This is a genomic window from Actinomadura hibisca NBRC 15177 (genome assembly GCF_001552635.1).
GTDB lineage: Bacteria > Actinomycetota > Actinomycetes > Streptosporangiales > Streptosporangiaceae > Spirillospora > Spirillospora hibisca.
The window spans coordinates 43,488-55,958 of sequence record NZ_BCRO01000063.1 but is presented as its reverse complement, the minus strand read 5'-3'; the positions used below and the strand labels follow the sequence as shown (position 1 = coordinate 55,958).

Sequence of the window (12,471 nt, the reverse complement as noted above, 5' to 3'; positions counted from 1 at the left end):
GCTCTGGTCCCCTCCTTCCGGCGCGGAGGGGACTAGAGTCGCCACCCGTGGTGAGAAACGTCTACACCGGCAAGGCCGCCCCGGACGCCGCCGCTGACCGCGGTTGGCTGCTGGGCCACTTCAAGCCCGAGGGCGACCCGCGGCACAGCACGGACGTCGAGATCAAGTGGGGCGTGCACGAGCCGGGCGAGCGCCGCGCGCAGTGGACGACCGGCGACGAGCGGAGCGCCCTGCTGGTCCTGATCAGCGGCCACTTCGTCATGGAGTTCCCCGACGGCGAGGTGCCGCTGACGCAGCAGGGCGACTACGTGGTCTGGCACCAGGTGGACCACTCCTGGCGAGCCGAGCAGGAGTCGGTCGTCATGACGGTCCGCTGGCCCTCAACGCCGGGCCACGCCGTCCCGTCAGCTCGATGACGAGCGGGTTCCCGGTGTCGAACCAGTACCGGCGCAGCTCCTTGACCTTCTTCCGGCTGGGCAGCCCGCGCAGGTGGGCGGCGCACTCGGCGTAGTCGAACGGGTCGACGGTCTCGCACAGCACCTCCCGCGCCCGCCGCAGCTCCGCCGGGTCGGTGATCTCCCGCGCGACGCCCGTGAACGTCCCGCTCGGAAGCCGCACGAGCACGCGCGGCTCGGCGCGGATGTTCCACAACCAGGCGGCGACGGCGTCCGGCCGCACAATGGCCACGGCCGGCGGCAGAAGCTGAACCAGAAAGACCTCGTCACCCCGCTGGACCATACGGACGCACTTGCGCCGCGCCTTCCCCGTCCGCCGCCCGAGCGTGGTGAGCACGCCGAACCCAGTCGGCGGCCTGAGCAGGAAGAACGGCAGCATCATGTCGCTCAGCCGCTTGCCGTCCTCGGCCGAGCGCAACAGGCGGTTGTGCCGGGGCGCGTGCCGTACGGCGGCCTCCCGCACAGCCGCAGCGCGCGCCGCTGGTGACTCAGCCATCATCGGCCCTCCAGAAATTGACAACACCTGTAGTCAGATTCCGTCGGTCACCGAGCGATGTCAACATGTAGGAGTGACGGCGACGACGCGTCCCTACGGAGGACGCAGCGCGGACGAGCGGCGGGCGGAGCGACGGACCCGCCTCCTGAAGGCGACCCTGGAAATATGGGGCGACCAAGGCTGGACCGCCGTCACAGTGCGCGGCGTCTGCGCCCGAGCGGGCCTGACCGTCCGGTACTTCTACGAGAACTTCGCCGACGTGGAGACCCTGCTGTTCGCCGCCTACGACGAGGGCCGGGACGCGGTGGCCAACGCCGTCTGGCAAGCAGCGGCCAATGCCCCAGAAGGCACGGAAGTGCGCGCGGCCCTGACCGTCCTGGTGAACACGCTGGCCGCCGACCCGGGCCTCGCCCGGATAGCGATGGCAGAACCGGCCGGAAGCCCAGCACTGGAGCAACGCCGCCGAGAAACCGTCGCGCTCTACGCCAACCTCCTGACCAGCGGAATATTGGCCCGCCCCGACGATGGAACCGACCCCGCCGCCGTACAGCACGCAGCCCTGTTCTGCGTAGGCGGCGTAGAAGAACTACTCACAACCTGGCTGAACGGCGACCTGAGCATCACCCAAGAGGAACTGATCGACGAGTGCGTGCTCCTCTGCACCAACACCCTCACCCGCCCTACGCCTCAGGCCCAGACCCCATGAAGTCGAAGTAGGGCTCGTCGGCCATCAAGGGAAGGCAGGCCCGAGCCTCAACGCGGACCTCCTCCCAGAGCGGCATCGACACGATCGCCTCATCGTTCCACGCGCCACGGTCGTCACTGAGCCGGTCCAGCAGCCCATCGAGCCGGGAGAGACGGACGTCCAGTTCCCCGCCGACCCATCCCCTTTCCCTGAAGCGCCACATGACCGAGTAGCCGATGTCGAAGAGGAAGCACTCGTCGACGTCGGGATCGGCGATCTGCGCCCGACCGTCCAACGCGAGCTTGGCGACGCTGCCGTGCAACACCGCCCAGAACGCCTCGGCCGCCCGCAGTTCCTTTTCCTGCTCAGGAGACATGTCCCACGGCACGGTCAAGGCGATCGCCATCCGATCGGGTGCCTGTCGCGCGACGCGCGGCCGCGCATGGCGGGTGTGAGTTTTTTGCAGCGGGCACAAGTGTGCGCTGGAAGACCTGGATGAGCGGAGGCCGTGGGATTCGAGCCCGCCTCGCCCGCCCTGTCTGAGCTTTGGTTTTGTGAAATCAGCAGCTCAGCGGCCGACGGGTCCAGACGCGATCACACCAGATCGACGAGCGCTGCTGCGATATCGCAACAGCGCTGATCTTGCTCGCCGTGTCACGGCACCGGCCGGGCTTCTCCCCGCCGAAGACGTCGCCGCGCGTCCATAATGGATTTCGCGAGAAGCAGTCAACCGGCAAGGAGTGCGCTGTGTGGGTCACAACGTCGGTGCCGTACCTGACCCCTCGACAAGCAGGGCAGCTTGATGCCTGGTCGGAAGAGGCGGCACAAGCGGGTCGGGTCGGCACGCAGAAGCTGCGCGATGTAGCTGAGGAGGTGCCGCCGGCTGAGGTGGCGGTGGCGCTGGGGATCGCAGCGGATGAGCGGGCCGTCGTCAGGCGGCGAACGATGCTGTTGGACGGCGGACCGGTCGAGCTGACCGACTCGTGGTATCCGGCCGAGATCGCGCGAGGTACCGCCCTGGCCGAGCTCGGAAAGATCAAGGGCGGTGCGGTGACCCTGCTCGCCGACCTCGGTTACCGCGTGGATGACGCGCGAGAGGAGGTCGCGGCCCGCGGAGCTTCGGCCGAGGAGGCCGCGGAACTGGAGATCGAGGAAGGCGCGCCGGTGCTCGTCCTGCGTCGGACGAGCTTGACCGCAGAGGGGAAGCCGTTCGAGGTGTCGGTCATGGTGAACGTTCCGGGGCGCAATCTCCGCTACCGGGTGAAGGCAGGTTGACCAGTGGCGCGACGAGCTGACGAACGTCCGCCGTATGAGCAGATGGCGGCGGACGTGCGAGCCCGCATCATGGCGGGCGACCTGGCGCCGGGGACACGGCTCCCGTCGACGGCCCGTCTTGTCGAAGAGTTCGGAGTCTCCAACACGACGGTTCAGAAGGCGCTGGCCGAGCTCAAGGGCGAGGGGTACCTCACCAGCCGCCAGGGCAAGGGCGTGTTCGTCCGAGAGCGCCAGCCCTTCCGGGTGCCTGTGGGGACGTACTTCGACCCGGCGCCGGGTGGCTACTCATATGAACTGCTCAAGGTCGCCGAGGCAGAGCCGCCGACCGAAGTCGCCAGGGCCTTCGCGTTGGGTCCGGGAGAGCGGGCACAGTTGCGTCAACGGCTGCTGCGCCATGCCGGGCGGCCGGTCGAGATTGATTGGTCGTACTATCCGCTCGCGCTGGTGCACGGGACCGAACTGTCCGAGTCCCGGAGGATTCGGGGCGGCGCCCCTCGGGTCTTGGCGGAGTTGGGTCACCCGCAACGCGGCTACGTCGACGCGGTGTCGGCACGGATGCCCACGGTCGAGGAAGCCGACTTGTTGTCGCTGCCCAACGTGCCGGTACTGCGAACCTTCCGGATCGTCCACTCTGACGAACGCCGTCCCGTTGAAGTGTCCGTGCTGGTCAAGGGCTCTCACTTGTACGAACTCGTCTACGAGCAGGATGCCTGAGCTTGTGCGGGCATCGTGATTCTCTCGGCGATCCTCTTGAGTACTTATCGCGATAAGCGTTAAAGTCGAGTTCCGCGTTCGTCCACTGAACGCGATGGTTCGACCTCGCCCGGTTCTGCGCGCAACGTGTGGAGCGGCGAGACAACTCAAGAGCCGCCGCGCGGTCGGGGCTGAGATTGGGAGACCTCCCCCGACCGCGCGGCTTTCACCTCGCTAGGAGGCAACGATGACGATACCTGGCGACGAGAACGTCACCCCTGCGCTCGTCAGGCAGCTCGAACGTGAAGAGATCGCGCTCGCCGAGCTGCGGCTCGACTTCCCCGGATACGCCATCAACCGCGGGCGGCGCCACGGAGTGTCCGCATCATGGGTCGCCGGCCTGCGCAACGCGGAGGTGGGAGTAGGCCCCACCATCATCACGTCGACGGCCGCGACCCTGCGGGCCGCGCTGGAAGACCAGTGCCGCCGCGCGCAGGCCGGCGAGAAGCCGCTTGTCGTGAAGGGGCGGCCATGACGACGGCGACCATGGAGCGGCTTCCCCGCACGTGGTGGTCGCGCGGCATCACGCCCGACCAGGTCGAGCAGATCCACGAAGAGGTCTTCCCGTTCGTTCAGTTCGGCCTGTCGTCGCCGAGCGGATGGCCGCGCAAGCCATCCGGGAAGGACTCGCCGACCGGGTCTGCAAGCCCGCCATCGAAAGCGCGGTTTTCGCGTGCGCATCGACGACGGCCACGGCTGCGACCTCAGCACATCATCGGAGACAGGACGCACGCCCGGCCCCAACCCGTAGGGAGTGTTCCCCGTGTTCCAGAACGCCGACCGTTTCCCCTCCGCCCCTCCGGCCGCCGACGCCCCCCTCGTTGCGCGGCCGTGGGGACTGCGGCGCATGGCGCCCTACCGCCACACGATCTATGTCGGGATCGTTGCAACGCAGATCGATCCCGCCACCCAGATGGGCGCCGCCGGTGACGGCGAGCTCGTCGAGGCCAAACACAAGAAGTCCAACACCGGCACCGAGGACAAGACCCAGACCAGCAGGGGCGACGGCAAGGACGCCGGGTCAGACGAAGACCACTCCCAAGACAGCGACCAGGACTGATGACCGGACATCGCCCCGTACTCGTGGTCACGCAACCCGACGACGTGACCGCCGACACCGTTGTCGCCGAGCTCAACCGGCGCGGCGTGCCCCTGCTGCGGCTCGACCCCGCGGACTTCCCCCACACGCTCACCCTGTCAGCAGGGATCGACGGTTACGGGCTGCATGGAACCGTGACGACCCCCTCGCGCCGGGCCGAGCTCGGCGCGGTGCGGTCGTTGTACTACCGGCGACCGCGCGGCTTCACCTTCCCCGGACTCGACGAGCAAGAGGCCCGGTTCGCCACCCTGCAAGCCCGCTACGGGCTGGGGGGCGTGCTCGCCGCGCTCCCTGACTGTCTGTACGTCAATCACCCGTTCGCCAACGCCGACGCCGAGTTCAAGTCCGCACAACTCACCATCGCGTCCGATCTCGGGTTCACCATCCCGCCAACCCTGATCACCAACGATCTCGACCAGGCCCGCAGGTTCGCCGCCGAGCACGGGCCGATCATCTACAAGCCGGTGCGCGCCGGCCCGTACCGCGAGGATGGCGAGGGCCGAACGATCTGGGTCACCGAGGTCGACCCCGCCGAGCTCGACGAATCGGTCGAGACAACCGCGCACCTGTTCCAAGCCCGTGTTCCGGCCGCCGGTCATCTGCGCGTGACCGCGATCGACGACCGCGTGTTCTGCGTACGGATCGACTCAGCTGACCTCTTGGATTGGAGACAGGACTACGACGCACTCACCTACACCGTCACTGACCCGCCGCCCGGTCTGACCGAACGGATCGCCGCCTACCTCGACCGCTTCGGCCTGATGTTCGGTTGCTTCGACTTCGTGCTTCGTCCAGACGGCGAGCCCGTGTTCCTTGAGATCAACCCCAATGGCCAATGGGCATGGCTGGAAGACGAGACCGGCCTCCCCATGACCTCAGCGCTCGCCGATCTCCTCGAACGGGGAATCGCATGACCAACGACACCAACGCACAAGCTGCGGCCCTGCGGCACATCCTCGCCGACGAGCTCGAACGTTCCGGCGACCTGTACTCGCCCCAGTGGCGACGCGTCGTCGAACGAGTGCCGCGGCACCTCTTCGTGCCCGAGTTCTTCCGACGCGCCGACAGCGACCGGGGCACCCTGTGGGAACCCGTCAGCCGTGAACACGAGCTCGACCGATGGCTCGACCTCGCCTACCGCAACGAAACGTGGGTCACCCAGCTCGACGGACACCTCACCCCGCACGACCTGACCGAACCGGTCAGCGGCAACCCGACGTCATCCTCGACGCTCCCTGGCCTGGTCGTGGAGATGTTGGAGTATCTCGCCGTCGACGACGGCACGCGCGTGCTGGAGATCGGGACCGGCACCGGGTACTCGACGGCGCTGATGTGCGACCGGCTCGGCGACGACCACGTCACCTCGGTCGAGGTCGACCCCGACGTCGCCGCCGGCGCCGCCGCTGCCCTGCGCCGCGCCGGCCTGTCCCCGAACCTGGTGATCGGCGACGGCCTGCTCGGCGACCCGCAGAACGCGCCCTACGACCGAGTGATCGCGACCTGTTCGGTCCGGCACATCCCGCGGGCATGGCTCGACCAGACCCGACCGGGCGGGCGCATCCTGGTCACGGTGGCCGGATGGCTTCACGGCTACGGGCTCGCCGTGCTGGAGGTCGCCGACGATGGCACGGCCGAAGGCCGGTTCCTGCCCGGAACGATCAGCTTCATGATCGCCCGACCGCAGGCGGCGCCCCCGGTCGGCGACGAACACTGGACCGGGACGATCGAGGCGCTCGCCGGCGCCGAGCCGCGGCCGGCCGTCATCGAACCGGACATTCGCGCGGACTGGACCGGCGCGTTCGTGGCGCAACTCGGCGCGCCCGGTGCGCAGTGGAAGGCTCGGCGCGTCGACGGCGGTCCCTGGGTCGACTACTTCGTCGACGTCGACGCCGGGTCGGCCGCCTCGCTCACCCCCGAGCCCGGCGGCGGTTGGACCGTGCGGCAGACCGGGCCGGCGCGGCTGTGGGATGACGTCGAGACGGCCGTCGTCCGGTGGCGCGAGGCCGGGAGCCCGCCGCAAGAGCGGTTCCGTATCCGCACCGACGGCCACACACAAACGGTCTGGTTCCTGTCCGGCGGTAAGCCGGTCACCTGGGACTTGTCCGCCTAGAAACGACGAAGAACGCCCCGGTTCCCCGCACACGGGCGAGGAACCGGGGGCGACGTGTTCAGGGGGGCGGGCTCGGAACCACTGTGTGTCGCCCTGCGGCCCGTATGAGGGGCGCCGGGCTGCGCCGAGCAGCTTGCCGACCCACGGCCATCGGGACTCGGCCAGTCGCACGAGCGTGCAGTAGCCGACGGTCACCGCCGTTACTTCCTGCCTGAGCTGCACCTGATCGGTCATTGGGCCAAGGCTCAAGGACAGCCGCCCAACCTGCACATGCTGTACGAGCACATCGCGACCGTCATGGAGTGCGGGTTCGGTGAGGGACCGTGGTGATCAGGCGAAAGACCGGGGCGCTGCGGAGGTGTGACAGCTGAGTTGGCGCACGGCCGCGCGTGGTGGGCATGGGTTTTCGCAGCGGGCACGGGTGTGAGCTGGGAAGACCCTGGTTGGCGGAGGCTGTGGGATTCGAACCCACGGAGCCGGGGTTACCGACTCAACGGTTTTCAAGAGGGCTGGCAATCTCTGGAGTTCCAGGCGCTTGACCTGGGCGAATGGTCTCCATCGTGTAGCCGAGTAGCGATGCCATCCCGCATATATCCCGTGGAAGGGAAGCCCTCGGACTGCGACCATGATCCGATGGCGAACTCCTGGCCGGTCCGGCACTTCTCCCAGTCCAATCCCAAGGGCCCCGGCCAAGGGGATGTCCCTGCCCTGCTACGGCGCGTCGCCGACTCCATTCAAGAGCTGGGACCGGTGGTGGTCCAAGACCTCGTCATGCACGAAGAGATCACCGAAGACGGGCCATGGGTGAGCCTGACCATCTACTTCCATCCGTCGGAAGACCCCTCGGACAGGGGTGCGGGCTCATAACCGCGCGCTGCCCGATTCCCGTAAGGGCTTGGGTGGGCGGCGTACCCCCTGCTGCTCCCCACCTTCACCGCCTCGCCCTCGTCGGTGGAAACTGTCGCACGACCTCAGCGGGGGCAGCAGAGGCGGGACACGGGGCGCGCCGACAACCGCACCACGCACGGGACCTATTGCGCGCCCCGTAGTCCTCCCGCAAAACCCGATCGCACGCTTACCGGCCTGACCGGCAGCCCACGCCCGTTGATCGAGAGCAGTGGGCGCGACGGTAACAAGCACCTACGACAGTGAGCGGCGGCGCGACCCCGTGACCGCCGTTCACCGGTGGGGCCGGCGGGGGCGTCGCCTACGCGCGGCCCACCGCGCGCCGTTCGGGGAACGGCGCCCACGCCGCACACGCCGGACGGCGCGAGCGGCGGGCCGCGCCGTAGCGCGAGCGCCGCCGCCCTTGATTACAAACGGCGGAATTCGGCAATGCTCGGGGGCGCTGAACACTGCGTAGGCCACGGCGTTGGGGCGGGCTCTCATAGGCTGGGCGGCATGATCCGAGCTGTGGTGTTCGATGTCGGTGAGTGCCTGGTGAACGAAACGACCGAGTATGGGACGTGGGCTGACTGGCTGGGCATCCCACGCCACACGTTCTCGGCGATGTTCGGGGCGATCATCGCGCGGGGGCTGGACTACCGGGAGACGTTCCAGGTGTTCGCGCCGGGCTTCGCTCTGACGGAGCAGCGGGAGAAGCGGGCCGAGGCCGGGAAGCCGGAGACGTTCGGGGAAGAGGACCTGTACCCAGATGCGCGTCCGGCGCTGAGCAAGCTTCGGGACGAGGGACTGTGGGTCGGTATCGCGGGTAACCAGACGGTACGGGCCGGGGGCATCCTGCGGTCGCTGGACCTGCCGTGCGACATGATCGCCACTTCGGATGACTGGGGCGTCTCCAAACCGGACACCGGATTCTTCCGTTGCGTGGTCGAGACGGCTCCATGCCAGGCCGGAGAGATCTTGTATGTCGGTGACCGGCTGGACAACGACATCGCGCCAGCCGTTGCATCCGGGCTCAAGACGGCTCTGATCCGGCGGGGCCCATGGGGCATCATCCAGCAGGACGCCCCGGAAGCCGACAGCCTTCCGACGATGCGGATCGATTCGCTGTCTGAGCTTCCGGGGCGTATTGCCGAATTCAACGCCGCAGAGCGCTAAGGGTCGTCTGCCAGCCGTACAGACGGTCGTCCAGACGGCGAACGCATTCGGTGTCCGCCCATGGCTGGAGGGCGCGGGCCAGCGCGTCGGGCGCCGAGATCATTTCCTCATGTTCAGCAGTGTTCGCATCGTTTCGGCTGGAGTGACGCAGCGAAAGCCGGTGTCGTCGTCGTACATGCTGGCGTTCGCGTCGTTGAATGTTGACGGGGTGCAGCGAAGGAACGGGCTCGTGAACGCGCTGCCCTTCAGCTCATAGCGTCCGGACGTGCTCTCGGTCGCGCACCATTCCCAGGTGTTGCCGCACATGTCGTACACCCCGTAGGGGCTTACTCCGCTGGCGTAACAGTTGACCGGAGTCGTCGTCGTCCCTGGCCCGCTCTCTCGGCAGTTGACCTTGGCGGGGGTGCGTTGGCTACCCCAAGGGTAGATGTCACCTCGGGTTCCTCTGGCGGCCTTCTCCCACTGCTGGCTACTCGGTAGAGCTTTCGCGCACCACTGGGCGTAAGCGTGCGCATCGTTCCATTTCACGAAGACAACCGGGTGATCAAGGAGGTCACCAGGCGGCTTGCCGTTCTCCCAGTGCTGCGGCGGCTCGTGGCCGGTCGCAGTAACGAACCGGGCGTAGTCGCCGTTGGTCGTCGGGAAAACATCGATGTAGAACGCCCTAAGATAGACCGGCTCGTCGTCGGCACCGGCGAAGTACACCCCCGCTTCTACCAACGTCATAAGTTTGCCATCAACGGGGTGTCTGACCTGGTTCTCGTCCCCGACAGGAAAGACCTCGTCAGAGGGATCGGCAGAGTTGGGAAGGTTCACGTGCTCATCCTGGATCGGGGACACGGGCACGCTTAGACCTAGCATGTCGGCGAACCTGACTTGCTCCTCGGGGGCGGCTGCTTGGAGAAACGTATCGAGAGCCTGCTGGTTGAACGCGCGAGGCTTGTTCTCTCCGGCCTCCCATTTCGAGATCATGCGCTCACTCACTCCGAGTTTGGCGGCGAAGTCGCGGAGGCTGAGACGCCGGGCCGTGCGTAGCGCTCGGATCTCTTGCTGAGACCACTCGTTGATCGTGATGGGCATCCTGGGGGCTCCGTTGGGGAAGCAGAGTTAGAGCGCTTCGGCGGGGATCTCTTCGTACTCCTTGCGGAGCGTTCCGAGGATGGGGTGGTCCGAAGGAAACTCCACGTCGTTGATGGCGGTGACTGGTCGAACACCAACGGCGGTATTGGTCGCGAAAGCGGCCTCCATCTGTGGAAGATCCTTCAAGCTCACTGAGTTGAGAGCCGTACGTTCGTGCACCTGCTGCAAGAGACGCATCGTCACGCCTAGCAGGACCTCGGAGTTCGGCCAGATGACCCGATCGCCATCGAAAAAACCGATGTTCCACGTAGCGCCCTCGGAGATGTAGCCCTCGGGGTCCGTGAACACGGCATCGTCATAGCCGTTGCGTTGGGCAATCCGCCGGTGCCTGAGGGCTCCGAAGAGACCCACATGCTTCACCTCTGGCAGGTCTCTCGTGTACGTCGCCGACTGCACGCGGATCGGTGGCATGGGCAAGGTGCCGGCGGGACGGGTCGTGACGAGCACGCCCGGTCGTGCGTCTGATCCTGGATGTCCGAGTTCAAGAGCTGGATCAAAGATCGTCACTCGCGTGACGAATGACCCCCCGCGCCCTTCGATGGCTTGACGGATGTATCCCCGAACTTCCTCTTCGTCCAGATCTGCTGCAAATACTGTGCGGCAGTCTCGGACAAGCCGTTGTAGGTGGTGCGAGAGGCCGCGAATCTGCTGGTCATCGACGCGCATAGAGGTGAAGTGACCGTAGTTCACCAGCGCTAGGGACTTGAGTTCGTCAGGTGTGACAGGAGCGCCGTTGAGTTCTGCCATGGCAGCAGTCTGTCAGGGCCCAACGCCTGTCCACAGGCCCTGGTTCAGCGAAAGTTCAGCGCTGAGGCGGGGGCGTGACCTGGGACACAAGCCGATCAACTAGCAATCTTTAGTTATGAGTGAAGCGCGGCCTACTCAACATTGTCCCCACTGCGGCGGACGTGGTTGGAAATGGATCACGGCGCGGAGTGGCCTGCTGGTTCTGCGGGATGGCGTAGCGCCAGGGCTTGAGCGACGCAAGGTCGCTTGCTTGCGCTGCCCTGGCGCTGATCGGACTGAGGCGGCGTAACGAGCGCGGGACCGGTGACGCGGTTGGGATGAGCTGGGGTGCTCGGCTGCTTCCCCCGTGCCGGGTCGAGCAGGGAGAGAACAGCTACATCCCTGCGTCGCCGGTCCCGCTTCACCTAGGGAGCCCCGCGATGCCCAAGTACGACCGGATCACAGCAACGGCGGCCGTGGCGGCCGACTGGCCGAAAGCGGCTCGGCTGCTGGTGGCTGAGCTGCAAAAGTACGGACTGACGGCTACCACGCGGAGCCATGCGGCCGTGGCGGCTCGCAATCCCGCCGGTGAACCGGACCCGAACGACCTTCTCGGGGCGCAGATGGCTCCCGGTCTGCGGCAAGAGGTGCTGTGCCGTCCCCACGGGGACGGAACGTTGTGGTGGTTCTGGGCCTGGTCGGGGCCGGAGCGGGGATCACCTCCGGATTTGGAACCGCTGTGTCCGGTGAGCGAGGCTGAGCGGGCGGCGGACGCTATCGCGAAGGTGCTGGCGGTGCCGTACGCCGACCTGGACCAAGGGTGATGGAACGTGCCTCCGGTGTCGGTCACTCCAACGATGGTCCGCCAGGTCACAACGAGCGAGCGGGAGTTCCCTGGCGCGCTGACGGCCTGGTACGGCCAGTTCACCAAGACATGGTGGGCGCTGGTGCCGGTGAACCGTGGACCGCTACGGCTCGTAGAGGCCCATAGCCCCAAGGAGCTGCGCGAAGCGATCGCCAACGCGGCCACCTGGCCATGGCCCCGTGCCCACTGGTCGGTGCGGTGACCGGTTCTGATGTCGATCGTCCCTTTCGCTGGGGATGGATCGCCGTAATGCACTACGACAGCTCTTCAGGACCGTGGACCGAACCACATCGCGCCGCTGCGGTGGTCGGGGTTCCTTCAGCCACGTTGCGGCGTTGGGCGGAGCGTGGGGTCATCACTGCCACGCAGGAGGCTTCCGGCGGTCACCGCCGCTACTTCCTGCCTGAGCTGCACCTGATCGGCCATTGGGCCAAGGCTCAAGGCCAGACGCCCAACCTGCACATGCTGTACGAGCACATCGCGACCGTCATGGAGTGCGGGTTCGGTGAGGGACCGTGGTGATCAGGCGAAAGACCTGGCCGTCGGACGCTGCGAGATTTTTCCGGCCTGACCTACGGTTATGGCCGACCCTTCATCCCGCGAACTCCGACGCACGGCCGCGCGTGGTGGGCATGGGTCTTCGCAGCGGGCACGGGTGTGAGCTGGGAAGACCCTGGTTGGCGGAGGCTGTGGGATTCGAACCCACGGAGCCGGGGTCACCGACTCAACGGTTTTCAAGACCGTCGCACTCGTCCACTATGCGAAGCCTCCTGGGCGAGCACCACGATAGCGGGTCGGGCGGGTCC

General features: G+C 67.0%; 17 protein-coding genes and 1 tRNA gene. 13 read left to right on the top strand and 5 right to left on the bottom strand.

What is annotated here, in order from left to right:
- The first annotated feature begins 50 nt into the window (after positions 1-50).
- A complete protein-coding gene (locus tag AH6_RS27570; RefSeq protein WP_067485637.1) occupies positions 51-416 on the top strand; it encodes a cupin domain-containing protein in 366 nt (121 codons plus the stop codon).
- On the opposite strand, the gene AH6_RS42815 is transcribed toward AH6_RS27570, so the two are convergent.
- Positions 361-954 (bottom strand): nitroreductase/quinone reductase family protein, encoded by a 594-nt coding sequence (locus AH6_RS42815; RefSeq protein WP_083983506.1) that lies wholly within the window; start codon positions 952-954, stop codon positions 361-363. The genes AH6_RS27570 and AH6_RS42815 overlap by 56 nt on opposite strands.
- Before the next feature lie 70 nt (positions 955-1,024).
- Here AH6_RS42815 and AH6_RS27560 point away from each other — a divergent pair, with 70 nt between their 5' ends.
- Positions 1,025-1,657 carry a TetR/AcrR family transcriptional regulator gene (locus AH6_RS27560; protein ID WP_067485583.1) on the top strand — a complete coding sequence of 211 codons (633 nt, stop codon included), beginning with the start codon at positions 1,025-1,027 and terminating at the stop codon, positions 1,655-1,657.
- On the opposite strand, the gene AH6_RS27555 is transcribed toward AH6_RS27560, so the two are convergent.
- Positions 1,632-2,042: a hypothetical protein gene (locus AH6_RS27555; protein ID WP_067485581.1), complete on the bottom strand. Its 411-nt coding sequence runs from the start codon at positions 2,040-2,042 to the stop codon at positions 1,632-1,634. The genes AH6_RS27560 and AH6_RS27555 overlap by 26 nt on opposite strands.
- A gap of 341 nt (positions 2,043-2,383) precedes the next feature.
- Here AH6_RS27555 and AH6_RS27550 point away from each other — a divergent pair, with 341 nt between their 5' ends.
- The 8 genes from AH6_RS27550 (at position 2,384) to AH6_RS27515 (ending at position 8,934) form a co-directional block, all read left to right on the top strand.
- Positions 2,384-2,911 (top strand): UTRA domain-containing protein, encoded by a 528-nt coding sequence (locus AH6_RS27550; protein WP_067485579.1) that lies wholly within the window; start codon positions 2,384-2,386, stop codon positions 2,909-2,911.
- A gap of 42 nt (positions 2,912-2,953) precedes the next feature.
- Entirely contained in the window at positions 2,954-3,625 is a 672-nt protein-coding gene (locus AH6_RS27545; RefSeq protein ID WP_218005945.1) for a GntR family transcriptional regulator, read from the top strand.
- A 226-nt stretch (positions 3,626-3,851) separates the two neighbouring features.
- Entirely contained in the window at positions 3,852-4,139 is a 288-nt protein-coding gene (locus AH6_RS27540) for a hypothetical protein (RefSeq protein WP_067485575.1), read from the top strand.
- A 288-nt stretch (positions 4,140-4,427) separates the two neighbouring features.
- Positions 4,428-4,724, top strand: a complete 297-nt coding sequence (gene tgmA, locus AH6_RS27535) for a putative ATP-grasp-modified RiPP (protein ID WP_218005944.1) — start codon at positions 4,428-4,430, stop codon at positions 4,722-4,724.
- On the top strand, positions 4,724-5,677 hold the full coding sequence (gene tgmB, locus AH6_RS27530) for an ATP-grasp ribosomal peptide maturase (RefSeq protein ID WP_067485573.1): 954 nt from the start codon (positions 4,724-4,726) through the stop codon (positions 5,675-5,677). Before tgmA ends, tgmB begins: the two co-directional genes overlap by 1 nt.
- Positions 5,674-6,873 (top strand): ATP-grasp peptide maturase system methyltransferase, encoded by a 1,200-nt coding sequence (tgmC, locus tag AH6_RS27525; RefSeq protein WP_067485571.1) that lies wholly within the window; start codon positions 5,674-5,676, stop codon positions 6,871-6,873. Before tgmB ends, tgmC begins: the two co-directional genes overlap by 4 nt.
- Positions 6,874-7,506: 633 nt before the next feature.
- On the top strand, positions 7,507-7,740 hold the full coding sequence (locus tag AH6_RS27520; RefSeq protein ID WP_067485569.1) for a hypothetical protein: 234 nt from the start codon (positions 7,507-7,509) through the stop codon (positions 7,738-7,740).
- A gap of 534 nt (positions 7,741-8,274) precedes the next feature.
- A complete protein-coding gene (locus tag AH6_RS27515; protein ID WP_067485633.1) occupies positions 8,275-8,934 on the top strand; it encodes an HAD family hydrolase in 660 nt (219 codons plus the stop codon).
- A gap of 99 nt (positions 8,935-9,033) precedes the next feature.
- On the opposite strand, the gene AH6_RS27510 is transcribed toward AH6_RS27515, so the two are convergent.
- Positions 9,034-10,014 carry an SUMF1/EgtB/PvdO family nonheme iron enzyme gene (locus tag AH6_RS27510; RefSeq protein ID WP_067485567.1) on the bottom strand — a complete coding sequence of 327 codons (981 nt, stop codon included), beginning with the start codon at positions 10,012-10,014 and terminating at the stop codon, positions 9,034-9,036.
- Positions 10,015-10,041: 27 nt separating this feature from the next.
- Positions 10,042-10,821 carry an aminotransferase class IV family protein gene (locus tag AH6_RS27505; protein ID WP_067485565.1) on the bottom strand — a complete coding sequence of 260 codons (780 nt, stop codon included), beginning with the start codon at positions 10,819-10,821 and terminating at the stop codon, positions 10,042-10,044.
- A gap of 419 nt (positions 10,822-11,240) precedes the next feature.
- Here AH6_RS27505 and AH6_RS27500 point away from each other — a divergent pair, with 419 nt between their 5' ends.
- Genes AH6_RS27500 through AH6_RS44155 form a run of 3 tightly spaced genes read left to right on the top strand, consistent with a single transcriptional unit; the run spans position 11,241 to position 12,187 of the window.
- Positions 11,241-11,624, top strand: coding sequence for a hypothetical protein (locus AH6_RS27500; RefSeq protein WP_067485563.1), 384 nt, complete (start codon positions 11,241-11,243; stop codon positions 11,622-11,624).
- 15 nt (positions 11,625-11,639) lie between these two features.
- Positions 11,640-11,867, top strand: a complete 228-nt coding sequence (locus AH6_RS44160) for a hypothetical protein (protein ID WP_157431758.1) — start codon at positions 11,640-11,642, stop codon at positions 11,865-11,867.
- Between the two features lie 47 nt (positions 11,868-11,914).
- Positions 11,915-12,187, top strand: coding sequence for a MerR family transcriptional regulator (locus AH6_RS44155; protein WP_169807923.1), 273 nt, complete (start codon positions 11,915-11,917; stop codon positions 12,185-12,187).
- 156 nt (positions 12,188-12,343) lie between these two features.
- Here AH6_RS44155 and AH6_RS27490 read toward each other — a convergent pair.
- Positions 12,344-12,436: transfer RNA gene (locus AH6_RS27490), tRNA-Ser, on the bottom strand.
- Between the last annotated feature and the right edge of the window lie 35 nt (positions 12,437-12,471).

Bases quoted from the DNA above. Each gene is read 5' to 3' on its own strand.
- AH6_RS27510 (WP_067485567.1), bottom strand. From the start codon at position 10,014: ATGCCCATCACGATCAACGAGTGGTCTCAGCAAGAGATCCGAGCGCTA.
- AH6_RS27555 (WP_067485581.1), bottom strand. From the start codon at position 2,042: ATGGCGATCGCCTTGACCGTGCCGTGGGACATGTCTCCTGAGCAGGAA.
- AH6_RS27540 (WP_067485575.1), top strand. From the start codon at position 3,852: ATGACGATACCTGGCGACGAGAACGTCACCCCTGCGCTCGTCAGGCAG.
- tgmC (WP_067485571.1), top strand. From the start codon at position 5,674: ATGACCAACGACACCAACGCACAAGCTGCGGCCCTGCGGCACATCCTC.
- AH6_RS27505 (WP_067485565.1), bottom strand. From the start codon at position 10,821: ATGGCAGAACTCAACGGCGCTCCTGTCACACCTGACGAACTCAAGTCC.
- AH6_RS44155 (WP_169807923.1), top strand. From the start codon at position 11,915: ATGCACTACGACAGCTCTTCAGGACCGTGGACCGAACCACATCGCGCC.
- AH6_RS27500 (WP_067485563.1), top strand. From the start codon at position 11,241: ATGCCCAAGTACGACCGGATCACAGCAACGGCGGCCGTGGCGGCCGAC.
- AH6_RS27545 (WP_218005945.1), top strand. From the start codon at position 2,954: ATGGCGGCGGACGTGCGAGCCCGCATCATGGCGGGCGACCTGGCGCCG.
- AH6_RS27515 (WP_067485633.1), top strand. From the start codon at position 8,275: ATGATCCGAGCTGTGGTGTTCGATGTCGGTGAGTGCCTGGTGAACGAA.
- AH6_RS42815 (WP_083983506.1), bottom strand. From the start codon at position 954: ATGATGGCTGAGTCACCAGCGGCGCGCGCTGCGGCTGTGCGGGAGGCC.
- tgmB (WP_067485573.1), top strand. From the start codon at position 4,724: ATGACCGGACATCGCCCCGTACTCGTGGTCACGCAACCCGACGACGTG.
- AH6_RS27520 (WP_067485569.1), top strand. From the start codon at position 7,507: ATGGCGAACTCCTGGCCGGTCCGGCACTTCTCCCAGTCCAATCCCAAG.